Annotated in this window: 26 protein-coding genes; 25 read left to right on the forward strand and 1 reads right to left on the reverse strand. The window is 28.3% G+C overall.

Going from position 1 to position 25,167, the window contains the following annotated elements; translation table 11 throughout:
- The first annotated feature begins 112 nt into the window (after positions 1 to 112).
- From B3603_RS04810 to B3603_RS04865, 12 genes are all read left to right on the forward strand, one after another.
- Positions 113 to 1,858: an ABC transporter ATP-binding protein gene (locus B3603_RS04810; protein ID WP_291561365.1), complete on the forward strand. Its 1,746-nt coding sequence runs from the start codon at positions 113 to 115 to the stop codon at positions 1,856 to 1,858.
- Between the two features lies 1 nt (position 1,859).
- A complete protein-coding gene (locus tag B3603_RS04815) occupies positions 1,860 to 3,647 on the forward strand; it encodes an ABC transporter ATP-binding protein (RefSeq protein ID WP_291561367.1) in 1,788 nt (595 codons plus the stop codon).
- A 293-nt stretch (positions 3,648 to 3,940) separates the two neighbouring features.
- Positions 3,941 to 4,372, forward strand: a complete 432-nt coding sequence (locus B3603_RS04820; protein ID WP_291561369.1) for a GNAT family N-acetyltransferase — start codon at positions 3,941 to 3,943, stop codon at positions 4,370 to 4,372.
- A 165-nt stretch (positions 4,373 to 4,537) separates the two neighbouring features.
- On the forward strand, positions 4,538 to 5,575 hold the full coding sequence (locus B3603_RS04825) for a serine hydrolase domain-containing protein (protein ID WP_291561371.1): 1,038 nt from the start codon (positions 4,538 to 4,540) through the stop codon (positions 5,573 to 5,575).
- A 424-nt stretch (positions 5,576 to 5,999) separates the two neighbouring features.
- The gene (locus B3603_RS04830) at positions 6,000 to 6,554 is read left to right on the forward strand and encodes a GNAT family N-acetyltransferase (protein WP_291561374.1); all 555 of its coding nucleotides are present in this window, start codon (positions 6,000 to 6,002) and stop codon (positions 6,552 to 6,554) included.
- 72 nt (positions 6,555 to 6,626) lie between these two features.
- The gene (locus B3603_RS04835) at positions 6,627 to 7,406 is read left to right on the forward strand and encodes a class I SAM-dependent methyltransferase (RefSeq protein WP_291561376.1); all 780 of its coding nucleotides are present in this window, start codon (positions 6,627 to 6,629) and stop codon (positions 7,404 to 7,406) included.
- A gap of 205 nt (positions 7,407 to 7,611) precedes the next feature.
- Entirely contained in the window at positions 7,612 to 8,805 is a 1,194-nt protein-coding gene (locus B3603_RS04840) for a GNAT family N-acetyltransferase (RefSeq protein ID WP_291561463.1), read from the forward strand.
- A gap of 355 nt (positions 8,806 to 9,160) precedes the next feature.
- Positions 9,161 to 9,703, forward strand: a complete 543-nt coding sequence (locus B3603_RS04845) for a GNAT family N-acetyltransferase (protein WP_291561378.1) — start codon at positions 9,161 to 9,163, stop codon at positions 9,701 to 9,703.
- A gap of 108 nt (positions 9,704 to 9,811) precedes the next feature.
- Positions 9,812 to 10,213 (forward strand): GNAT family N-acetyltransferase, encoded by a 402-nt coding sequence (locus B3603_RS04850; protein WP_291561379.1) that lies wholly within the window; start codon positions 9,812 to 9,814, stop codon positions 10,211 to 10,213.
- A 143-nt stretch (positions 10,214 to 10,356) separates the two neighbouring features.
- On the forward strand, positions 10,357 to 10,761 hold the full coding sequence (locus B3603_RS04855) for a GNAT family N-acetyltransferase (RefSeq protein ID WP_291561381.1): 405 nt from the start codon (positions 10,357 to 10,359) through the stop codon (positions 10,759 to 10,761).
- A 32-nt stretch (positions 10,762 to 10,793) separates the two neighbouring features.
- Complete coding sequence (locus tag B3603_RS04860) at positions 10,794 to 11,513, forward strand: hypothetical protein (protein WP_291561383.1); 720 nt, start codon at positions 10,794 to 10,796, stop codon at positions 11,511 to 11,513.
- A gap of 15 nt (positions 11,514 to 11,528) precedes the next feature.
- Positions 11,529 to 12,044, forward strand: coding sequence for a DUF6886 family protein (locus tag B3603_RS04865; RefSeq protein ID WP_291561386.1), 516 nt, complete (start codon positions 11,529 to 11,531; stop codon positions 12,042 to 12,044).
- 60 nt (positions 12,045 to 12,104) lie between these two features.
- On the opposite strand, the gene B3603_RS04870 is transcribed toward B3603_RS04865, so the two are convergent.
- Positions 12,105 to 13,286, reverse strand: a complete 1,182-nt coding sequence (locus tag B3603_RS04870) for a dicarboxylate/amino acid:cation symporter (RefSeq protein WP_291561387.1) — start codon at positions 13,284 to 13,286, stop codon at positions 12,105 to 12,107.
- Positions 13,287 to 13,900: 614 nt separating this feature from the next.
- Here B3603_RS04870 and B3603_RS04875 point away from each other — a divergent pair.
- The 13 genes from B3603_RS04875 (at position 13,901) to B3603_RS04935 (ending at position 25,167) form a co-directional block, all read left to right on the forward strand.
- Positions 13,901 to 14,563 carry an AIM24 family protein gene (locus B3603_RS04875; RefSeq protein ID WP_291561389.1) on the forward strand — a complete coding sequence of 221 codons (663 nt, stop codon included), beginning with the start codon at positions 13,901 to 13,903 and terminating at the stop codon, positions 14,561 to 14,563.
- Between the two features lie 174 nt (positions 14,564 to 14,737).
- Complete coding sequence (locus B3603_RS04880; RefSeq protein ID WP_291561391.1) at positions 14,738 to 15,487, forward strand: hypothetical protein; 750 nt, start codon at positions 14,738 to 14,740, stop codon at positions 15,485 to 15,487.
- A gap of 157 nt (positions 15,488 to 15,644) precedes the next feature.
- The gene (locus tag B3603_RS04885) at positions 15,645 to 16,118 is read left to right on the forward strand and encodes a GNAT family N-acetyltransferase (RefSeq protein ID WP_291561393.1); all 474 of its coding nucleotides are present in this window, start codon (positions 15,645 to 15,647) and stop codon (positions 16,116 to 16,118) included.
- A gap of 168 nt (positions 16,119 to 16,286) precedes the next feature.
- Positions 16,287 to 16,826: a GrpB family protein gene (locus B3603_RS04890; RefSeq protein ID WP_291561395.1), complete on the forward strand. Its 540-nt coding sequence runs from the start codon at positions 16,287 to 16,289 to the stop codon at positions 16,824 to 16,826.
- Positions 16,827 to 17,018: 192 nt separating this feature from the next.
- Positions 17,019 to 17,264, forward strand: a complete 246-nt coding sequence (locus B3603_RS04895; protein ID WP_039636165.1) for a (2Fe-2S) ferredoxin domain-containing protein — start codon at positions 17,019 to 17,021, stop codon at positions 17,262 to 17,264.
- Positions 17,264 to 18,976, forward strand: coding sequence for a [Fe-Fe] hydrogenase large subunit C-terminal domain-containing protein (locus B3603_RS04900; protein ID WP_291561399.1), 1,713 nt, complete (start codon positions 17,264 to 17,266; stop codon positions 18,974 to 18,976). The genes B3603_RS04895 and B3603_RS04900 overlap by 1 nt, the downstream gene beginning before the upstream one ends.
- Positions 18,973 to 20,148, forward strand: coding sequence for a SpoIIE family protein phosphatase (locus tag B3603_RS04905; protein WP_396151807.1), 1,176 nt, complete (start codon positions 18,973 to 18,975; stop codon positions 20,146 to 20,148). Before B3603_RS04900 ends, B3603_RS04905 begins: the two co-directional genes overlap by 4 nt.
- 54 nt (positions 20,149 to 20,202) lie before the next feature.
- On the forward strand, positions 20,203 to 20,577 hold the full coding sequence (locus tag B3603_RS04910; RefSeq protein ID WP_291561401.1) for a MazG nucleotide pyrophosphohydrolase domain-containing protein: 375 nt from the start codon (positions 20,203 to 20,205) through the stop codon (positions 20,575 to 20,577).
- A 215-nt stretch (positions 20,578 to 20,792) separates the two neighbouring features.
- Positions 20,793 to 21,791 carry an ABC transporter ATP-binding protein gene (locus B3603_RS04915; protein WP_291561403.1) on the forward strand — a complete coding sequence of 333 codons (999 nt, stop codon included), beginning with the start codon at positions 20,793 to 20,795 and terminating at the stop codon, positions 21,789 to 21,791.
- A gap of 8 nt (positions 21,792 to 21,799) precedes the next feature.
- Positions 21,800 to 22,252 carry a hypothetical protein gene (locus B3603_RS04920; protein ID WP_291561406.1) on the forward strand — a complete coding sequence of 151 codons (453 nt, stop codon included), beginning with the start codon at positions 21,800 to 21,802 and terminating at the stop codon, positions 22,250 to 22,252.
- Positions 22,253 to 22,378: 126 nt separating this feature from the next.
- Positions 22,379 to 23,209 carry an ABC transporter permease gene (locus tag B3603_RS04925; RefSeq protein ID WP_291561408.1) on the forward strand — a complete coding sequence of 277 codons (831 nt, stop codon included), beginning with the start codon at positions 22,379 to 22,381 and terminating at the stop codon, positions 23,207 to 23,209.
- A gap of 142 nt (positions 23,210 to 23,351) precedes the next feature.
- Positions 23,352 to 24,188 carry a hypothetical protein gene (locus B3603_RS04930; protein ID WP_291561410.1) on the forward strand — a complete coding sequence of 279 codons (837 nt, stop codon included), beginning with the start codon at positions 23,352 to 23,354 and terminating at the stop codon, positions 24,186 to 24,188.
- Between the two features lie 100 nt (positions 24,189 to 24,288).
- Positions 24,289 to 25,167, forward strand: a complete 879-nt coding sequence (locus B3603_RS04935; protein ID WP_291561412.1) for a hypothetical protein — start codon at positions 24,289 to 24,291, stop codon at positions 25,165 to 25,167.

Consider the following 25,167-nt stretch of genomic DNA (forward strand, 5'->3'; position numbering starts at 1 on the left):
AGTAAAAAAATAAATATAAATTTTAAAATTTTCTATAGCAGTTTAGAAGATGTTGAAAATTGTATGTTGTTTATTTTAAAAAGTGACTTGTAGCTGGAGGGGGCGATTTACGTTGAAGAAAATTTTAAGCTACACAAAAAATTATAAACTAATAACACTAATTGGAGCATTAGCTATGATTATTATAATTGGTGTTGACTTAGTAACTCCTTATATTACAAAACTATTTATTGATGATGTAATTGTAAAGGGAAATTATGAAATACTAGGAATGTTGCTCAAAGGTATTGCAGTAATAGCATTTACCAAATTTATATTTGGATATGTAAAAGAATTTATGTTTGATTATCTTGGAAGAAAAGTTGCAGGAGATTTAAAACAAAATCTTTTTGATCATATTCAAAGTTTATCTTTTTCATATTTTGATAATATGAATACTGGTGAACTTATGTCTAGAGTAGGTGAAGATGTAGATAATATTTGGGGAGTTATGGGCTTTGGAATGAGATTATTTATAGAAAATATTGTCTACTTTGTTTTATCTACAGTTATCTTACTGAGAATGAATGTGCTTTTAACAGTAATTGCACTAATTACTATGCCAGTTATAGCTTTTATAACTGTAAAGCTTGAAAAGCAATTAGACTCAGTTTTTGAAAAAATAAGTGATCATACAGCAGTATTAAATACTACTGCTCAAGAAAATATTGCAGGGGTTAAACTAGTAAAAGCTTTTGCAAGGGAAAAGCATGAAATATTAAAATTTCTTAAGTTTAATGATAAAAATTATGATCTTGCTGTTCAGAAATCAAAAATTTGGGGAAAGTTTTATCCTATAGAAGAATTTTTAGGAAATTTATCTGTACTTTTAGTTAATGGTGTAGGTGGAATATTGGTTATTAAAGGTACCTTAACTGTAGGAGAACTTGTAGCTTTTAATGGTTATTTATGGCTTTTAATTTGGCCAATGAGAATGCTTGGATGGCTTACAAATATGTTATCTCAAACTAAGGCATCTCAAAAGAAGATAGATGCCATACTTGCTATAGAACCAGAAGTAAAGAATTCTGAAGATGCCATAGTACTTGAGGATATTAAGGGTGATATATCTTTTGAAAATGTTATTTTTAAATATAAAGAAAAACCAGTTCTTAGAGGTATTAATTTAGATATTAAAGCTGGAAGTACAGTAGCAATTATGGGCGCTACTGGCTCAGGAAAATCATCATTAATAAGTCTTTTATTAAGAAATTATGATGTAATGGAAGGCTCTGTTAAGATTGATGGGTGTGATGTTAAGGATATTGATGTACATTCTCTAAGAAAAAGCATCTCAATTGTGCCTCAAGATTCTTTCTTATTCTCAGACACAATAGAAAATAATATTAGATACGGAAAAGAAAGTGCCACAATAGAAGAAATAGAAAAGGTATTAGAACTTGCTTGTGCAAAAGAATTTGTAGATGAGTTAGAAGAAGGACTAGAAACTTTAATAGGGGAAAGAGGGCTTGGATTATCTGGAGGACAAAAACAAAGATTATGTATTGCAAGAGCCCTTATTAGAAAGTGCTCAATATTAATTCTTGACGATTCAACCTCAGCTTTAGATATGGAAACAGAACATGATCTTCTAAAAAACCTTTATCATAGCGAAAAGAAAATTACCACTTTTATTGTAGCTCATAGAATTTCAGCAGTAAAAAATGCAGATTTAATTATATATATGGATGAAGGTGAAATTGTAGAGTATGGAACTCATGAAAGCTTACTTAAAAAAGGTGGTAAATATTATGAAATTTACAAAACACAATTTAAAGATTTTATAAACTCAGAAAAGAGAAATGAGGAGGTGAGTTAATATGGCTAAGAATTCAATAAATCAGGATGAAAAGATAACTAGTAGATCAAATAGTGAAATATTTTTAAGATTAATAAAATATTTAAAGCCATTTAGAGCTAAAGTATTTTTTATAATTTTCTTAATGATAATAATTATGATTAGCGGATTATTAACTCCATATCTACTAAAAATATCTATTGATAAATTCATAGGAGCAAAAAATATTAAAGGTCTTATAATGGCAACTTCAGCAGTTGTAATAATTAACTTTATTGGTATGCTGTCATCTAGAATTTCAATTATAGAAATGTCTAAGATAACCAATAAAATATTGTTGAATATAAGACAAGAATTATATAATCATATTCAGAAATTATCTTTTGCTTTCTTTGATGAAAGACCAGTTGGAAAAATTCTTGCAAGAGTTATTGGTGATGTTAACTCACTAGCAGAACTTTTCTCAAGTGGAGTAACTACAGTAATACCACAGTTTTTAACAGTTGTATGTGTTGCTGTACTTATGTTTACAATGAATGCAAAACTTGCAGTATTGGCTATTATTGTATTGCCAATACTATGTTTTACCATGTTCTCTATAGAAACTATATCTAGAAAGAAGTGGCAAATTTATAGACAAAAGCGCTCTAATATGAATGGTTATACTCATGAAGCTTTTTCAGGGGTAAGAATTATTCAAGACTTCACTTATGAAAAAACTAGCTCAGATAAGTTTAAATTTTCACTAAAAGAGATGTTGGATGGCTTTATGAAGGCAATTATATTTAACGACTTTTTCTGGCCAATAGTTGAAGTATCTTGGGGTATCAGTACACTTATTATATTTTGGTATGGAACTAAATTTTTCCAAAGTAGAGAGATTACTGTAGGTACAATTGTTGCTTTTATATCTTATTCTGATATGTTTTGGAGACCAATTATAAACTTAGCTTCTTATTACAATACATTAATAACAAATTTTGCGGCAGCAGAGAGAATTTTTGACATAATGGATGTTGAACCAGATATTATAGATTTGGAAAGTGCTGAAATTATGCCTAAAATTAAAGGGAATGTAGAGTTTAAAAATGTAACCTTTGAGTATGAAGAAGGAACTCCTGTCCTTAAAGATGTAAGTTTTAAAATAAGACAAGGAGAGAATATAGCTTTAGTTGGCCCTACAGGAGCAGGAAAAACAACTATAACTAGTCTTGTGAGTAGATTTTATGATTGCAATCTTGGAGAAGTATTGATTGATGGTAAAAATGTTAAAGATGTTAACCTTTATTCTTTAAGAAGTCAAATGGGAATAATGCTGCAAGATACTTTCCTATTTTCTGATACAATAAAGGAAAATATACGTTATGGAAAGTTAGATGCAACTGATGAGGAGATTATAGCAGCTGCAAAAGCGGTAAATGCTCATGAGTTTATTATGAAGCTTGAAGATGGATATGATACAGAGGTAAATGAAAGAGGATCAAGACTTTCAGTTGGTCAACGTCAGCTTATTTCCTTTGCTAGGGCTCTTCTTGCTAATCCAAGGATTTTAATTCTTGATGAAGCTACATCTAATATAGATACTGCTACAGAAATATTAGTACAAAAGGGGATCAATAAACTTCTAAAAGGAAGGACGTCTTTTGTAATAGCTCATAGATTATCAACTATTAGAGATTGTAATAAAATTATGGTAATAGATGACGGAAAAATAATTGAAGCAGGAACCCATGATGAGCTTATGGCTAAAAAAGGCTTCTATTACGGCTTGTATATGGCACAGTATAGATTCCTTAATGAAGGAGCTTAACAATAGATAATTAAAATTAGTAAAAAGAATATAGATTTCAACAAATTATTTTCACCTTAGAGGAATGGCATGAAGCCATTTAGGGGTTCCTCTAAGGTGTAATTATAATAAGAAATTAAGGTAGAATTATTAAATTTATTAAGTAAAACTTAAATATTAAATTAATTATATGGGGTATAGAGATAAATAAGATAAAAGGATTAATAGAGAGTCCTATAAGAGTGAGAGAAAAATTATGATTAAATAAATTGGGGGCTTAAAAATAGAGGAATAATAGAGAGGAATTTCTAACTATGAATATTAGAAAATATAATGAGAATGAAATAAATTATATAGTTGAACTTTGGTGTGAGGTTTCTAAGAAATCTCATGATTTTATTAATGGGGAATATTGGGAAGAGAAAAAAGAAGATATGATGACAAAATACATTCCTATGTCTGAGACTTATGTTATAGAAGATGATGATAAAATTTTAGGCTTTGTGTCTATGATAGACAACTATTTAGCAGCATTGTTTATTGACAACAATTATCATAATAAGGGGTATGGTAATAAGTTATTAAACTTTGTAAAAGAGCGTAAAGATGAAATTGAATTAAAGGTTTATGAAAAAAATAAAAAAGCCTATGAGTTTTATTTAAGAAATGGTTTTATTTTAAAAGATGAATTAATTGATAATGACACGGGAGAAAAAGATTATTTAATGGTATGGAAATCTAATTAAGAATTATGGTAAAAGTCTAAGAACATTAATTATTAGGGACGGTTCATTAATTTTTTATAAATTAAAGACTTTAAATATATTTTAGATAAGCTATATTTTTAAAATTATATAATTTTCATGAACTGTCCCTTATTAATTACTATAAGTAGAAAGGCAATATAAAATATGAATAGTGTGTTTGATAAAATAGAAAGCATTATTAGTGATATAAACAATAAGAAAGAATTTTCTGGAGTTGTTTTAGTAAAAGAGAAGGATAATATCATATTTGAAAAGTCCTATGGCTTAGCAAATAGAAATGAAGAAATTAAAAATAAAGTAGATACAAAATTTGGAGTTGCATCAGGAGCTAAAGGATTTACTGCAGTTGCCATATGCCAGTTAGTACAACGGGGATTAATATCATTTGATACCTTATTAAAAGATTGCTTAGATATTGATTTTCCTAAGTTTGATTCTAATATAACCATTCATCATTTATTAACTCATTCTTCTGGAATACCTGATTATTTTGATGAAGAAGTCATGAGTGACTACAGTGCACTATGGAATTCCATGCCAATGTATAACATATGTGAAGTAAAAGATTTTCTTCCTATGTTTAAAAATAGAGCAATGGAATTTAAACCTGGATACAAATTTAAATATAATAATGCAGGATTTATTGTATTAGGATTAATAATAGAAAAATTAACAGGTTTAAAATTTGCAGAATATATTGAAAATAATATATTTAAAATATGCAAAATGAATGATTCAGGATACTTTTTTATGGACAACCTTCCTAAGAATACAGCCTATGGATATATTGAAAATCATGAGAATAATTCTTGGAAGACTAATATTTATTCCATTCCAATTGTAGGGGGACCGGATGGCGGGGTTTTTACTACAGCATCAGATATGACAAAATTCTGGAGTGAATTATTTAATAATAGATTATTAAATAAAGAATTAACTGAAAAGATCTTATCAACTCAAATAGTTGTTGAAAAAGACCTATATTATGGATATGGAATCTGGATTGTACAAAATAAAGATGGCATATTTAAATACACTCTAATGGGTGCTGATCCAGGAGTAAGCTTTAGATCATCAGTATATCCAAAGCATAATATCAATTTAACTGTTATGGCTAATAAGGAATATGGGGGAAGTATCATAACAAGGGAATTTGAAAATAAAGTATTGAAGGATTACTAAAGACTTTATTTTATATTAAGGGACGGTTCATTACTTTTTATAAGTTATAAAGTTTATATATTGAGGGCAAGAAATCTAAAAAATATATAATTTTAATGAACCATCCCTTAAATTTAGGAGACTGCGAAAAATGTATATTAAGGGACGGTTCATTACTTTTTATAAATTGCAAAGTTTATATATTGAGGAGAAGGGATCTAAAAAATATATAATTTTAATGAACCGTCCCTTAAATTTAAATATGAGTATGCTAGATTGGGAGTAGCAGAGTTTAATAAAATAGCTATCAAATCATATGAAAAAGCAGGATTTGAAATTTTTGCTACCCCATAATTGTGAAATATCATGATAAAAAATGAAGATTTTATGGATGAAAAAAGCACTCGAAAAATAAAATTAATAAAAGGTAAATGGAGTAATTTTTATGGAATATTTAAGAAAAATTGTTGGGGAGAATTGCTATTTATCACCTGTAGATGCTCAAGGAGCTGATAAAGTTGCTAAATGGAGTAACGATATGGAAGTAGCTATTAGAACTGGTGATGCTTCTGACATGATAAGTTATGAAGTGCAAAAGGGATATCTTGAAAATATGAATAATAATGGCTATGCATTTTATATTGTTAGAAAAGATAATGATGAAGCTGTGGGAATTGGAAGATTGATGAGAGTAGATTTAATAAATAGGAGAGCTACACTTGGAATGTTTATAGGAGAAAAAAGTTGCTGGGATATTGGAATAGGCACAGAAGTGACAAAATTGATATTAGATTTTGGATTTAATATCATCAATTTAAATAATATAATGATTGAAACTTTTTCCTTTAATGAAAGAGCAATACAGGCATGTAAAAAGTGTGGATTTAAAGAGATAGGCAGACGCAGAAAAGCAATAATATATGGAAAAAAACAGTATGATGAAGTTTATATGGACATACTTTCTGAAGAATTTGAAGGAGATTTAATTAATAATATATAAAGGGATATTCTAGCAAAATAAATTAAAGAGTTAGAAGGTACTTTAGTTTAAATAGGTAAGAGGGTGATTAATATGGATATTATAAAACATAATAGTAAAGCTTGGGATGGTCAAGTTAAAGCAGGGAATATGTGGACTAAACCAGTTTCAAGTGAAATTATAGAAGATGCTAGAAGGGGACAATTGGGTATTTATCTTACTCCAACTAAGATAGTTCCAAGAGAATGGCTTGGAGATTTAAAGGGAAAAAAAGTTTTATGTTTAGCTAGTGGAGGAGGGCAACAAGGACCTATCTTATCAGCAGTCGGTGCAGAAGTTACTGTTTTTGATAATTCAAGAGAGCAATTAAAGGGCGATGAATATGTAGCTGAAAGAGAAGGACTTAATATTAAAACCATTCAAGGAGATATGAGAGATTTATCTCGTTTCGAAGATGAAAGTTTTGATTTAATTGTTCATCCTGTTTCTAATATTTTTGTAGATAATATTTTAGTGGTGTGGAAAGAAGCTGCAAGAGTGCTGAAAAATAGTGGGATATTAATTTCAGGCATAGCAAATCCTATAAATTATGTATTTAACGATGAAAAGCTAGATAAAGGGATATTTGAGGTTAAATACTCAATTCCATATTCAGATTTAGAAAGCTTAAGTAAAGAAGAAATAGACGAATATATTGAAAAAAATTATCCTTTTGAATTTGGACATACCTTAGAAGATCAAATTAAGGGACAAATTGATGTAGGATTTGTTATTACAGGATTTTATGAAGATACTTATGGTGGAAAGTCTATTTTAGATAAATATATAAATACCTATATTGGTACAAGAGCAGTAAAAACAAGCTGTAAATAAATATTATAGATATAGATAATTTGAAGGTATTTACTAATCCAAATTACAGAATTAAAATTAAGGGACGGTTCATTATATTTTAATGAATCGTCCCCTATATTTAAATTATACTTTAATAATTAATAAAACAGGATGAGCAATGGAATAGAATGACATTGTTGATGGATAAAATCATTAGGAGGATATAACTATAGAAATTAAAAAAATAAAAGCTAATAATCTTGATCAAGCTAGAGAGTTACATGTCTATTGTACAAGCCGTCAATGGACTGATAAAGCAGCATCAAAAGATGAGTTATCATTTTATACACCTGATGAAATTTTAGGAGTGTTTGAGGACGAAAAATTAGTATCTATGATAAGGAACTATACTTTCAATCAATCAGTTAGAGGCATAATTAAGAAAATGGGAGGGGTTTCCCACGTGGCTACTTTTCCCGAATACCGTTTACGCGGATATGTAAAAGATTTAACAAAAGCAGCATTTTTAGATATGAAAGGAAAGAAGCAATCTGTTAGTATGTTGCATCCTTTTAAAGAAAGTTTTTATAGCTCTTTTGGCTATGTTGGAACAAATGACAATTTATTAGTCAAAATTTCTCTAGATGGATTTTCTCATTATTTGGGAGATGTATCAAAAATAGAAGGTGAGTGGGAAGAAAAAAGGGTAAGGGCTACTGAGGTACAAGATGAATTTGAGGCATTTAAATTAGAACTTGATTTATTACAACATCATGGACTTGTTTTTCTTAATGATATGTCTAATGAATATTGGATAGAAGATCATGGTGGGGTAATTGTAGTCTTCATAAAGAGAAATAATAAAATTATGGCAGCAGCAAAATATATTAAAATAGGTTCTGGAGAAAATGGAATAATTTTTGTGCCAGAAATGTATTGGAAAAGCATAGAAGGTAGAGTAATGTTGTTCAGATATTTTGCAAAACATAAAGACCAATTTTCGCATATAGAGTTAAGAATTCCATATGGTGTTAATTTTTTTGGGTGGTTATGCGATACAATGAGACCTTTTGAAGTAAATATTAATAGGAACCCATGGATGGTAAGAATTATTGATGCAGTAGAAGCAATAAGTGGTATAAATGTAAATTTAGAAGAGGAAATTATTTTAGAATTACATGATGAATATTGCCAGTGGAATAATGGTGTTTATGATTTGAAAGCTATTAATAATAAACTAAAAATGAGTGAATGCAGGAGTGAAATTAAACCACATGTAAGGATGGATATAAAAGGACTTACTTCACTTTTATATGGTGTATATTCTATAGAAGAGCTTGAATTTAAGGAGTGGCTTATTCTATCAGATTCAAAGAGTGGAAGGATATTAGATGAGTGGTTTCCGAAAAAACTTCTTTATAATCCATATTATTTCTAATGTATTAATTTAATATGTGCAAATATCTCAATCATATATTAACAAGTCAGTAATTAGAAATATTGAATTTACGATAAGTTATGATTTATAGCATAACCATAAAAAATTATTATTTAATTTACTAGGGGATATTCGAGAGAAGTATAAGTTATTTAAATGTTATGAAAAGTAAAGAGCGTTTCTACCCTTTACTTAGAAGTTAAGGGACGGTTCATTATATTTTATTGTATTTAAAATTGCATGTAAGCAGTTGTTTAGAATTTTTCTAAACATTACAATAAAACTTAAATATTTTGATGAACCGTCCCTGATATTTCAAGATGAAATAAATATTATCCAATTAGGGGATGGGATTATGATTAAAATTAGGCAATTAACAGAAGCAGATATGAGACAAGCAATGGAATTAAAGATTTTGTGCTGGACAGAAGAGTTAGCTGGTAAGGCTGAAAACACTCTTTCATTTTCGCAAGAACTGGACTTATGGGTAGAATGGATGAATACAGCTAAAGAAAACAATGATATTCGCTTGTTAATTGGAGCATTTGAAGACGACAAGATGCTTGGCGTTGCCTTTAGCAGTTTTGCTAAAACCTTTGACATACCTGAAAAAGGGATAGAGTTGAACGGTCTTTGGATATATCCCGACCAAAGAAACAGGGGAATTTCCCTTATGATAATTATTTATACATTAGATTTCTATATGGCTAAAGGTATGGAAAAGATAGTGGTCTATAATCCTCATTATTCACCATCAAATCAGTTTTATCGCAAATTTGGTGCACAGGTTGCCAGGCAGGAATATCAGATGGGTGGTGGATTGTTGGTAGATATATTCTTGGTAGATATGCTGTTAATGAAAAGTAATATGGAACAGTCGCTAAAGAAATACGTGTAGGAGCATAAGAATAATCTATATACAAAATAATAGGAATTAATTTTATATGATAAGTAAAATTAGTAAATGTGCAGGAAGATATATGGATATTTGGAGGAAGTTAATGAAATGAAGAATGAAGTAAAATTACTCCCAATAGATGCAAAATCACAATTAATATTTAAGAACTTGATGACTTTGCATTTGCATGATTTATCAGAGTTTGCAGATGATTTAAAAATAAATTCTGAGGGATTATTTGAGTACGATGGAATTGAATATTATTTTAAAAGTGAAGATTTAAAGCCATTTTTTATTTTTGTAAATGCAGATATAGCAGGCTTTGTTCTTTTAAACAGTGGCAAATATGTGCCAGAAAATATAGATTACTCTGTACATGAATTATTTTTAATGAAAGCTTATAGAAAAAAAGGTATAGCGTCTATAGTTGTAGAAAAACTTTTTGAATTATATAAAGGAAATTATAAAGTAGTACAATTATATCATAATACTCCAGCGATAAATTTTTAGAGAAATCTTTATAAAAAAAGTTCTATTAACTATGAGGAATTTGAAGAAGTGATAGATAGTCAAAAGGGTATATTTCAAATCTTTTCAGTAATTTAAATGACAATTAACAGATAAAAGAAAAAATCTTTGAGGAGGGTTTTAATATGGAGGATTTAGTAATTAATGAGGAATGTCCAACAGTTGAAGAATATATTGAATTAAGAAAAGCTGTAAAATGGAGAGTAATTGACATAGAAAATATAAGAAAAGGATTAAAAAATTCTATATACTGTGTATGTATTAGAGATAAGAATCGTATGATAGGTTTTGGAAGAATTGTAGGAGATGGAGGAACAGTTTTCTATATACAAGATATCATTGTTGACCCTCAGTATCAAAACAAAAAAATAGGCACTAAAATTATGGAGAAGATAATGAGTTATATTAAAAATAATTGTTCAAAAGATGCAATTATAGGTCTTATTGCTGTAAGTGAACTTGATGATTTTTACACAGATTTTGGGTTTGTTCATAATGAAAATAACTATTTTTACCGCTTAAATGTGTAATATTATTAATTTAAGATTTCGGAGGAATTAGTATGTGGAGTACTATTGATTCAGAACATTACATTTTTAACTTTCATAAAGATTCTTTATCAGAAAAGCATATACAGCATATTATTTGTTGTCAAGAAAATTGTTATGATGTTATTTGTAGAGTTCTTAGTATAGTCCTTGATAAGAAAATCAATTATTATCTATGCGATACTAGAGATGAAGTAGGAAAACTTTATGGAGACAATGAACCCTGTAATGGATTTTGCAGATACCCGGGTAAAGAAATGGATGGCATTTATGCTGTCTATAATGAAGACATTAAATGTTTAGGATATCATGAAGATGTTCATTATATTGCGTTTATCGCAATGGGAAAGGCAAGTAGAAATTTTATTAGAGAAGGACTTGCTATGTACTTTGATAAACTATGGTGGGGAATACCAAATGAAGCGTGGATAAAAGAATTTATAAATAAAGATAACTATATACCAATTAGAAACTTAATGAATAATGAAGAGTTTTTTAAGAATAATGAGATATTTACCTATACATTAGCTGGTGCATTTACTAATTTTTTAATAATAAACTATGGTAATGAAAAATATAGTAAGTTTTATTCGACCTGTGATGATTATGCTGAAGAAAAGCTAGAACAAGTTTATGGAAAAACTATAGAAACTTTAGAAAAAGAGTTTTTACAAGATATAAATAATATTGAGTTTAATAATGTAATTAAAAAATATGTTCTAGATAATATTTAATTGGAGGTTGTAAATTTGAGATTGTTTCATGTCAGTGAAGAAAGTGATATAAAGGTATTTAAACCTCGTATTCCAAGTAGAAATGATATGGATAAATCCAAAGGTTTGGTATGGGCAATAAACGAAAAATGCTTACCAAATTTTTTAACGCCAAGAGATTGTCCACGTGTAGCCTATTATTATACAGATAAGACAAATAAAGAAGACTTAAAATATTTCTCATCTAAAACTTCAAATCATGTGATTGCCATTGAAAATAAATGGTTTCAAATAATGAAAAATACAACACTCTATTTATATGAATTTAACTCTAATAATTTTTATATTCAAGATGAAATAGCAGGATATTATGTAAGTGAGCATATGGAGATTCCTTTTAACAAGATAATAATTGAAGATTTATTTCTAGAATTATTAAAACGTAATATAGAAATAAGAATTGTAGATAATTTATGGGATTTATGTGACGAAATAAGAGAAACAACCTTAAATTGGTCTATGTGTAGAATGGCATATGCATCAAAAGTATAAGTATAAGGGACGGTTCATTACATTTTATNNATAAAATGTAATGAACCGTCCCCTTGAAAATTAAATGTTTGTTTTTTCAGGCATTAATTTATCTTTTATTGAATCTACCATTATAGCTATAGCGTTATCTCCTGATATATTACAAGCAGTTCCAAAACTATCTTGAGTTATATATAAGGCTATCATAAGTGCCAATTGAGCTTCGGAAAAATGTAAATTTGTTTGAAGAAGACCTAATGCAGCCATTACAGCACCCCCAGGCACTCCAGGAGCAGCTACCATTGTTACACCTAACATAGCTATAAATCCAGCAATTTCTCCAAAGTTTATAGGCATTCCATTCATTAACATTATAGTTATACTGCAAGCAGTTAAAGTTATAGTACTTCCAGAAAGATGAATAGTTGCACAAAGAGGAACTACAAACTCTCTTACTCCTCTTGAAACTCCATTTTTTTCTGCACATTCTAAATTTATAGGGATAGTTGCAGCAGAAGATTGAGTCCCAATAGCAGCTAAATATCCTGGAATTTGATTTTTTAAGCAAGTAAATAAATTCTTTTTCCCTAATATAGAAGCAATTAAGAATTGTATTACTATTATAGTTAAATGCATTAAAATTATTACTAGAAAGACTTTCCAAAATACTGAAAGAATTCTGCTAACTTCACCTGCAAATGTCATATTAGCAAAAATACCCATAATGTAAAAAGGTAGAAGTGGGATAATGAGATTAGATATTGTTTTTTCCATTATTTTTTGAAATTCTGAAGCTACATTGTATAAAGCTTTAGTTTTAATAGATGCAATACCAAGTCCTAGTAAAAAAGCTAAAACTAGAGCTGTCATTACTGGCATCAATGGTGGAATAGCAATCTCAAATAGCGGTTTTAAAAGCTTTTCTTCTGGATTTCCTGCACTGGATAAATTTGCTGTTGTCTCCACAAACTTTGGAAATAGATTAGAAGCTACAAAGAAGGAAAAAAATCCAGCTACTAAAGTAGAACCATAAGCTAAAAATGTTGTTATTCCAAGCATTTTACCAGCCCCTTTTCCTAAATCAGCTATTCCAGAAACTACAAATCCTAGAATTATTAAAGGAATTGCAAAATCTAAAAAGCTTGCGAATATGGAGCTAAAGGTTGCTAGGATCTCCACAATATTTTTTGGTAAATAAGAACCAATAAGTATACCAAGTATGATAGCGATAATTAATTTTGGTATGAGACCAATCTTTTTCATAAATATAGCACCTCCAATTGTTTAGTTATTCAAAAAAGATATAGTAGATATAGTATAGCAAAAAAAATTTAATTTAAATTATTATTATGTAATAATTCATAAAAAATACATTTAATCATGCATAACAACTATATATTATTTTGAATTAAAGTGTTTTAAAGTATTTTGGAAAACTATAATGTATAATTGATGAAAGTACAGTTAATTGATTCTTACAAAGTTAAAGCAAATAGTTATAACGATTTAATACATGTTCTTAATTTTTTATTAACTTATTAACATATTTTTTAATAAGCATATTGATTAGAATATATTAGAGGAATTATTTAATAAAAAATGGAAGGATATAAAAAAATAGTGGAGAAAGATATATAGATTTACTATATTTACAGTTTATAAATATAGTAGAGGAGTTCCAAATGTTGTGGCTTAAGTGTTAATGAACTAAAATTGAAGGAAAGGAAATTTTAGGATAGTTATGTTATTTAGTGTAGAAGATATAGAGTACATTCAAATCATATTGAATTATTTAAATATGATTTAATTGATAATTTAAATTTAGTTAAAGAAAGAGTAGGCTTTAACATTTATACAAATAAGAAGGAGAAAAAATAATGTTTATATTTGAAACCACAAATGAGTTATGTTGCCTTGCTAAGGGTAGAGGTGAATTTTATGCAAAAAAAGGTGCCATGATAGGATACAAAGGAGATTTTAGATTTGAGAAATCATTGCTAGGGCCTAACAATAATCGAGGGGCATTAGGAGCTTTAATGGGATATGTAAAAAGAAATATCTCAGGAGAAAATATTGAACTTATGACGGTAGAGGGGGATGGAGAAGTATATTTAGCGGAAAATGCTTATCATGTTACCGTAATAGACTTAGAGCCAATGGATGGTGTATGTGTTGAAAGTGAAAACATTCTTGCCTTTCCTAAAGAAATACACTATGATGTTTCATTTGTTGGAACAGGGGTAATTTCTCAAAGGGGGTTATGTTCTACTCAATTTACAAACAAAACAAATCAAATATTATCTGTTGCAGTGATATCAGATGGAAATCCTTTAATATTAGAGGGACCCTGTGCAGTAGATCCAGATGCAGTAGTTTGTTGGACAGGAAGAAATCCTTCCATTGGAACTCAAGTAGGATGGAAAACTTTAATTGGACAAACCTCCGGTGAAAGTTATTATCTTCAATTTAATGAACCAGGACAAAAAGTAATAATTCAGCCTTCAGAAAGATTGTCTGGACTTAAGCTATCTATTGATTAGTTTATACATAAATGTTACTTCTACTAATATATATAATAATATTTTAAAATTAAGGGACGGTTCATTACTTTTTATAGATTATAAAGGAACATTTTTTATAATTTAATATATTGTAATGAACCGTCCCTTATATAAATTTGAAAAATTTATTAAAAGGGATTTGAGGGTAAAATTATGAGTGAAATAAATATAGAAAAAGTTGAGAAGAATATTGAAGTTTATTATGATAATAGTAAAATACTTTTGCCTGAAGAATATAGTAATAAAGTTGAAGAGTATTGGAATGATTTAATAAGAAAAGGAAAAAGGTTCTTTAGGGGAGATTGTTACACAATTGAAGATATAGAAAAATCTAAAGAAAGTATAAAAATTAATGTTAAACTAACAGATTATGCTCATTATTTATATACATTACATAGGAGTTTTTCTACAGAATTTGATTGTAGAGTTATATCTACATCTGCATTAATCGAAACTTTAGATGGAAGACTTGTTTTGGGAGAGATGAATAGTAATACAGTTGCTCCAGGAAAACTTCAATTTACATGTGGAGGAATAGATAAAGAAGATATTATAGGAGATTGTATAGATTTAAGGGAAAACATCAAAAAAGAAATCTTTGAAGAGTTAGGAATTAACACTAATAATGAAAAGTTAGTTAAGAGTTTGGAACCATCTTATTTAGTAAGTGGAGGAAATCATAATTTTCTTTCTCTTGTCTTTAAAATGAATTTATTAATAAGTGAAAAAGAAGTATTGGATATATTTAATTTTCACAACGACATATTAAAGTCTAAACAAATTATTCCAGAGTTTAATTCATTGACATTTATACATAATAATAAAACTTCTATAGAAGAATTTATTATAAACGATTTAAGAGAAAAGAGTGATAACATTATTCCAGTTTTAAGAGCTATATAGAAATTTGAATAAATTTATAGTATTAATTTGCAATAATTACATTTTTAATAATTAACCGTCCCATAATAATTTAAAAGATTTGAATTGTGAAGTAGATTTTATTTCAAATATTAGCTATAATCTTTCATAACACAAAAAAATAAGGAGCGGTAAAAATATGATTATAAGGAAAATACAAAAGGAAGATAATAAAAGAATAGAAGAGGTTATAAGAACTTGCTTAATAGAATTTGGAGGAAATAGAGAAGGACTTGCGTGGGCAGATCCAGAATTATCATATTTATCCGAAGTTTATAAAGATGAAAATTGTGAGTACTGGGTTGTAGAGAATAATGGTGAAATTATAGGGGGATGTGGAATAGCACCTATGAAAAACCTTGAGGGTATATGTGAACTGCAAAAAATGTATTTATTAAAAGAAGGTAGAGGAACAGGAATAGCTAATGATCTTATGAAGATAGCTTTAGATTTTGCATCAAAGTATTATGATAAATGTTACCTTGAGACTTTGAGTAACATGGGAGCTGCAAATAGATTTTACCAAAAACATGGTTTTAAAAGTCTTGACAAGCCTATTGTCCAAACAGAACATTTTTCCTGTGATGCATGGTATATAAAAGATTTAAAATAGATATTAATAAGTATTTAGATACCTTAAAATACAAGTACACTTAATTAAAGTGCTTGTATTTTAAGGTTTATTTTTACATAAATGTTAAAGTTAATACTATTATTAGCATATAAAACATTATGTTAAGTGGCTGAAAAATTCTGAGAATAAATATATGAGGTGTTGAGAATGATTGGATTAAAAAGAGGAATTGTGAAGTTAGTTCCATATACCTATGAATGGAAAGAAGAATATAATAAGGAAGAAAAATTACTGTACTCAGTAATAGGAAAATATGTTTTAGATATTCAACATGTAGGTAGTACATCAATAGAAGAGCTTGATGCTAAGCCTATTATTGACATAGCAGTGGCTGTTGAATCACTGGATAAAGTAGAATGTTTTAAAGATTTATTAGAAAACATAGGTTATCAGTACAGAAGTAATGCAGGCATTGAAGGAAGGCTTATGTTTGCTAAGGGTAGTGAAGAGCTAAGAACACATTATTTACATATAGAAATTTTAAATGAACCTATATGGAAAAACCATATATATTTTAGAAATTATCTTCGTTTACATAAGGAATATATTCATCAGTATTCAGAGCTAAAAGGAAACTTAGCTATAAAGTTTAGTGATGATAGATACTCATATACTAATGAAAAGGACAAGTTTATTAGTATGGTATTAGAAAAAGCTAAAGAAGAATTTTCAGAGGATGAAAATTAGTATTTATTAATAATATTACTTAATTAAAAGAGGAAAGAAGTTCCTCTTTTAACTATATAACTTTAATATAACTATGATAAAAACTAAGAATAACATAGGGTTAAGTTATGAGCTAGAATTTTTCTGAATTAAATTGACACAATATTAACAAAATTCTATACTTAAAATATAAAATTTATAGGGGGCAATTGTATGGTTGTAAAGGTATGTGTGGGAAGTGCCTGTTATCTGAAAGGATCTCACAAAATTATAAAGGAACTACAAAGATTAATTGAAGAAAATAATTTAAAAGATAAGGTAGAATTAAAAGCAGCATTCTGTTTGGGACATTGTACTAAAGCAGTATCAGTAATGATTGATGATTCAGATATATATACAGTAGAGCCTAATTTTGTTGAAGAGTTCTTTAACTTAGAGATTGTAAAGAAGGTGATGTAATGCAAGTAATGAATTTTTCACCAGCTAACTGCAAAAATTGTTATAAATGTGTGAGGACTTGTTCTGTAAAAGCTATAGAGGTTAAAAATCATCAAGCTAAGATTATAGAGAAACGCTGCATAGCTTGTGGTCATTGTTTTGTAGTTTGTCCTCAAAATGCTAGAAATGTACTTTCTGATTTAGAGCATATAAAATCAGCAATTAAAAATGGTAATAAAGTTATTGCACAAATTGCACCTGCCTTTCGTGGATTTTTTGAAAATTCACCTAAAATTGTTACTGCATTGAAAAAACTAGGTTTTCAAATTGTAGAAGAAGTTTCTATAGGTGCGGAATTGGTTTCCCAAAGTTATGAAAAAATTATTAGAGAAAGTGATAAAAAAGAATTTTTAACAAGTTGTTGTCCCTCAGTAATTATGTTAATAGAGCAATATTATCCTAAGTTAATATCTGACATACTTCCTGTAGTTTCTCCTATGATTGCTCATGGAAAAACTATAAAAGCAAGTCATCCTGATAGCTTTGTAGTGTTTGTAGGACCTTGTATATCTAAAAAATATGAAGCATTATTAGAAGAAAATAAAGGTATTGTTGATGCAGTATTAACCTTTGATGAGTTAATTCAATGGATAGGTGAAGAAAGCATTGATTTTAATCATTTAAAAGAAAGTAAAGTAGATAATTATGGTTCAAGAAGGGGAAACTCCTATCCATTAGCGGGAGGGATATTAAGTGCTATAAAGTCTACAGCTTTATCAAAAGATATAGATTTAATAAAAGTTGATGGTATAGAAAATTGTAAATCTGTGTTGGAATCATTAAAAAACAATAATTTAAAAAATGTTTGTGTTGAACTAAGTATTTGTAATGAAAGTTGTTTAGGTGGTCCAGGGGGAACGGCCCAAGGAGGAACACCTTTTAAGAGAATACAAAATTTGCATAAATATATAAGTATAAGAGAAAAAGAAACCATAAAGGAAATTAATTATAAAAACCCTTTAGTGGATTTAAGCCGTACTTTTAAAGATAGAAGTATAAAGAGTTATATGCCTACAGAAGAAGAAATAAAAGAGATTTTACAGAAGATGGGTAAATATGAAAAAGAAGATGAACTAAATTGTGGTGCCTGTGGATATGATAGTTGTTATAAAAAGGCTATAGCAGTATCGCAAAATATGTCTCAAATAGATATGTGTATTCCTTATATGAGATCACTTGCTGAAAGAATGAGTAATGAGATTTTTCAAAATTCACCTAATGCTATTTTATTACTAGATAAATCTTTAAATATTATTGATATGAATCCTATAGCAAGAAGAATTTTTAGAATAGAAAATAAAGACTTAAGCAGCATATCTATTTCTACTATTATGGAGGATACTACTTTTAAAAAAGTAATTGAAAATAAAAAGAGCATACCTAAACAAAAGGTAAGTTACTCAGAATATGATTATTATGCTTATAGAAGCATTATATATATGGAAAAACAATCTGCACTTTTAGTTATTTTTACAGATATTACAGAAGAAGAGAATAGAAAACTTGAACTTAGCAAAATAAAAGAAAACACCCTAGATGTTACTCAAACTATTATTGATAAACAAATGAGAGTAGCTCAAGAAATAGCAAGTCTTTTAGGGGAAACTACAGCAGAAACAAAGGTTGCATTAATGAAGCTTAAAAAAGTATTGAAAGAGGAAAAAGAAGTATGATTAAATATTTTATTGATGTAGCTAATTTTAGTATGAATAAATATGGTGAAGAACTTTGTGGAGATAATGTAGAGATAGCTAAAACAGAAAATGGAATGATTATTGTTATGGCAGATGGACTAGGTAGTGGAGTGAAAGCAAATATATTAGCAACTTTAACTTCTAAAATTGCTATAACAATGCTCAAAGAAGGTGCAAGTATTGAGGATACTATTGATACCATTGTAAATACTCTTCCAGAATGTCAAATTAGAAAATTAGCATATTCAACTTTTACAATAATACAAATTACTAATGATGGTGAGATTTACATGGTTGAATATGATAATCCACCAATATTTTTCTTTCGCTACGGTAAAGCTTGTGAAATTTATAAAGAAGAAAAAAAGATTAATGGAAAGAAAATATATGAAAGTAGATTTTATATGGGAGAGCATGATGTACTAACATTAGTAAGTGATGGAGTAATTCATGCTGGAGTGGGCCAATTATTAAATCTAGGATGGCAATGGGAAGATATAAATACTTTCTTAGAAAGTATCATAGTAAAAGAGAGATATGTTGAAAATATTGCAAGACATCTTATAGAAGTATGTAATAACCTTTATGATAATAAGCCAGGTGATGATACAACTGTAGTAACTATAAAATTAAAGCCAGAAGAATATATAGATATATTTACAGGACCACCTAAAAATATAGAGGATGATAAGTATATGATTAAAAAACTTTTAGAAAGTAAAGGTAAAAAAGTTCTTTGTGGTGGTACTACTGCCAATATAGTAGCTAGAGAATTAAAGCGAAAAATAGATATAGACTTAGAAAGTTTTAGCAAAGAAGTCCCCCCCATGGGATATATGAAAGGAATGGACTTAGTTACTGAAGGATTATTAACACTAAATAAAACTGCTGAAATAATAGGTGAATATATAAGCCAAAAGAAAAATAAAGTAATAACTTCGCCTATTGAAGGAGCAGATGGAGCATCAAAACTTTCTAAAATGCTTATAGAAGAAGGAACCCAGATTCATATTTGGGTAGGTCAAGCTATAAATCCTGCCCATCAAAATCCACTATTTCCTTCAGATTTCAACTTGAAAATAAAGGTAGTTAAAGAATTAGAAAAATACTTAAAGAAATTAGGAAAATATGTAGAGATAAGTTATATATAAAAACTTGATTAGATTGTTTATAAGTAAAAATAAAATATAAGAAGGAGATTTAAAATGGACAGAGATAGAGAGGACTTAAGAATTTCCGAAATGCTTAAGTTTTCAAAAACTTTATGGGAGAAGAATAAGGATAATTGGTCTCCTATGGAACCTAAATATGGTAAGAGTTTTATATTATACATGATAGAAGAAATAGGAGAAGTTATATCCATAATAAAGAAAAAAGGTGAAGATGAAATTATGGATAATAATGAAGTTAGAGAAAAATTTATTGAAGAGATGGGTGATGTTTTAATGTATTATATGGATGTACTTAATAGGTTTAATATCACCAGTGAAGAATTCTCTAAAATATATTTAAATAAATATATTAGTAATATGGATAGAAATTATGAAAAACAATATAAAGACTTTATTACAAATAAGTGATAATGAAATGATAGAAGAAGTTTTTTATATAAATAAGTATTAATTTGAACTAGGGAAAAAGTAAAATAGTTATTAAGTTTATCTATAAAGTTTAGTGAAGAAATTTCATATTATTCACTAAATTCTTTTTTTATTATTTACAACGTAACAATGTTATGTTACAATTAAAATACTTTTATATTACATAAAAAGGGAATAAGGGGGCTTTATATTTTATGGAAGCAATTGTGAAAGTTGACAATGTTAAAAAATATTTTTATAGCAAAAAGAAGAAATTTTTTAGGGTTGTTGAAAAGAAAGAGTTTAAGGCTGTTGATGGGGTCAGCTTTGAAATTAATAAGGGTGAAGTTTTTGGATTATTAGGACCTAATGGTGCAGGGAAAACTACTGTAATAAAAATGATAACAGGTTTATTAAGACCTACTAGTGGACAAATAAAAATTAAAGGTTTAGATGTGGATAAGAACTCTATTGAAGCATTAAGAAATTTGGGAACAGTATTAGCAGGAGATAGAAGTATATATTGGAAACTTACTGCTAGAGAAAACTTAGAATACTTTGGAGCTCTTTATGGATTAAATAAAAAAGAGGGAGCTAAAAGAGCAGATGAAATATTAAAAAAGTTAGGTTTAGTTGATAAAGCTGATGAACTGGTAGAAAAGTATTCTACAGGAATGAAGCAAAAGGTTGCTCTAGGAAAAGCATTAATGCCTAATGCTCCTATAGTCTTATTAGATGAACCTACTTTAGGATTAGATCCACAATCAGCATTAAATTTAAGAGAAATTATTTTAGATATAAAAAATGAAGGAAGAACTGTACTTTTAACTACGCACTATATGGAGGAAGCTGATTTTTTAAGTGATAGAATTGCAATAATGGATGGGGGGGAAATTATTGCTTTAGATACTCCAGAGAATTTAAAGAGCAGACTAAACGACACTAAATCTATAAAAGTAGAGTTAAATAATTGTAGTGAAGAGTTCTTAGAATGCGTAAGAAATATAGAAGAGGTAGATAAAGTTATTTCTACTTATATAGAAGATAAAAGAATCTATGAAATTACTATTCAACATCATAGTGATAATGGAATAATGCAAAACCTTTTAGAATGTATATCTAATAATGGCCTTAAGGTTATTAATATTAATGTACTAGAACCGTCTCTTGAAGATGTGTTTATTCATTTAACAGGTAAAAGTCTTAGGGAGTAGGTGATAATATGAATAGATTAAGAGTTATTTTTGCCATATTTAAGAAAGATCTTCGCCAAACTTTAAGATATTCTACTTGGTATGTAAATCTGATAATATGGCCATTAATTATGCCACTTATGTATATATTATCCGCGGTAGGAATGGGAGGCAACGATAGTGAAAGTATGGCTATTTTTGAAAGTACTACAGGTGCAGATAATGTAGTTAGTTATATAGTTATAGGTACTATGGTATGGATGGCAGTTAATATGATTATGTGGAGCTTTGGAAACTACTTAAGAAATGAACAAAATAAAGGAACTTTAGAATCTACATGGCTTTGCCCTATAAACCGATTTGACATTTTAATTGGCGGGGGATTAATTTCTATGTTAATGTTGATTTTTCAAGCAGTAATTTCTGTACTAGAGTATAAATTGATTTATGGTTACTGGAGGAAATTTAGTTACTGCAAGTAAGAGTATTATGATTTGTTTAATTCAAGGTGTAATAATATTGATATTAGGTAGAATAGCCTTCGGGTTTACTGAAAGAAAAGTAAGAGAAGTAGGCTCTTTAGAAAGATTTTAGGGGGAGAGGTTTATATGGAGAAAATAAAGAGAGGGCTAAATATTTTTAGAGCAGTATTTATAATGCAAATGAAGATATATTTTAGATACCCTATAAATTTTTTTATGACTTTAATTGATCCTATTATATGGCTTGCACCAATTTATTTTATGAGTAAATGCTTTAGTTTAAATGGAAAGTTCCCTGGCTTTGAAAAATATGCAGGAAACTCTGATTATATGGGATTTGTAATTTTAGGATTTATGGTATCTACTTATGTTTGGACGGTATCGTGGAGTATGGGTTTTGCATTAAAAGAAGAAATGACGCAGGGAGTTTTAGAATCAAATTGGAGTGCACCTGTAAGTAGAATAGGACTGTTAATAAGTAAAAGTGCTTTTCAATTTTGTGTAGCAACTTTTGAAATTATATTAACAGGGATATCTTGCTACTTTGTATTTGGATTTACTGTAAATGCTAATATATTAAAAGCATTATTATTTATCACTCCTGGAGTTATAGGATTACTTGGACTAGGATTAGCAATCTCTTCGGCAGTACTATTGTTAAAAGAAGCAAATACAATTATTGATATAGGAAATAACTTAGTTATAGGATTTTCAGGAGGATATTTTCCACTAAAAGTGCTTCCAAAATGGGCATTGTTTATATCTTCAATGATACCATTAACCTATATGTATGATAGTACAAGAGCAATACTTTTAGAGCAAAATTCAATAATGCCACTATCTAAAGAATTTTTACTGTTAATATGTTCCATGTTTGGATTTTGCTTAATGGGAGCATTAGTATTTAATACTATAGAAAAAAGATGTAGAACTAAGGGTATATTAGGAACACATTAATTATCTATCAAAGGGACGGTTCATTAGATTTATTAGATTAATCAACACATGATTTGAAAAATAATGAATTATCCCTTTAATTAATAGTCAGCAAAAGAACATATTGTTAGCTTATGAGTCTTTAAGAGAGGTGGTTAAAGCATTGGATATAATAATAAATTTATATAATGAATGTAGAAGGTATTGTATGTATAATGGTGCTTTTTGGGATAGGCAAGCTTCTGAATTAGGAGAAAAATTTAGATATAGGTATAGTAAAACAAAAGAATTTATTCTCTATCAGGCTGAAGAAGCAAGTAATACATCTTTTAGAGAAGAAATTCTAAAAGTTATATTAAATGAAATTGAGAAGATAATACCTGAAAACTTTAAAACAATAGAAGATCTCAAAGAATATATTATATATACTTCAGAGAATGTAAAAATTGATGAAAAAAAATATATATTTGAACCTTATAAAATTGAAATGAAAAAAGTAATGTATAATGCTATAGAAGACGAAAAAGAAAAATTCAAGAATTTTATAATGGCTTTAGATGAAGAGGATTTGCAAAATGTTAAACCTTTATTTTATAGAAAAGTTTTTTCTGAGGAAGAAGGTAAGACAATTAAAAAATCTTTAATTGACACCTATAAAAAACTTGCTTATAGTGAAAAAGATGTACTATATGGTAACTGTCTTTATATAGATAAAGAGTTACCGCCTCAGATTTTAAGAAAGATATTTATTAATCGTGGAATAAGAAAATTATACGAGATACATATAGGTAAAAAAATCTATCATGAGATAGATGTTTCTATCTTTGATCCTTATGATGTAAGTCAAAGTGATAGATATTGGTCATCCTGTGATATGGACTGGGTAATTTTTGCCGATCATGAAGAATCTATATACATTTGTGGTGACTGGTTAATAGAGGCTATTACTTCAGAGGTCCCTAAGGCTCACAATATGTTAAATGACTATATGTACAGATAAAAAGTATTATAATATTTAACTGTGCGGAGAACAGTTAAATATGGGTATTTGTATGCTAAATAATAATATTTATTATTTTTAAAGAGAGGTAATTAAGGCATTGGATATTATAAGAAGTTTACATAATGAATGTAGAAGATACTGCATGTATCATAGTTCCTTTTGGCTTAAGGAGCATTTTTATTTATTTAACAGAGTTGAATATAGAGATTATAAAACAAAGATGTATGCTGAGTATGAACTTGAAGCATTAAATAACGCATTGGCTAGAGAAAAAATTTTAAGTAGTATATTAAAGGAAATTGAAAAAGCTGTACCAGAAGATTTTAAAACAACAGAGGAATTAAAAAAGTATATTATGTATTCTTATGAAAATGCACATATTGATGTAGATAAATACTGTATGGACTCTTATTCATTTGAAAAGGAAGAAATAATGTATAGAGCTATAGAAGATGAAAAGAAAGAGTTTAAGGATTTTATAATATCACTAAATGAAAAAAGGCTAAAATATGCGGAGCCTTTATTTTACAGAAGAGTTTTAGGGAAGGAAGAGGGTAATAGAATAAAAAATTGTTTATTAGAAGCTCGTAGAAAATTTCGTAAAGCTGAAGATGATTCACTATTTGGTGATTATTTTTTTATAGATAAAAAAGTCCCACCTCAGATTTTAAGAAATATACTTGTAAGCCATGGAATAAAAAAATTATATGAAATAGATACTTCTAAGGAAACTTATCTTGAAATAGATGTTTCTATTTTTAATCCCTATGGAAAAGTGAACAGGGAAGATACTTCTATTTTTAATCCTTATGAAAAAATAAATAGAGAAAAGTTTTTCTCGTCTAATAATATGGATTGGGTATTTTATGCTGATCATGAAGATTATGTACGTATTGATGGCAAGTGGCTGATAGATGATATTATTTTAGAAGTTCCAGAAGTGCAGAATATGTTAAATGAATACATTTATAAATAA

The sequence above is a fragment of the Clostridium sp. UBA2485 genome, assembly GCF_002341865.1.
GTDB lineage: Bacteria > Bacillota > Clostridia > Clostridiales > Clostridiaceae > Clostridium_J.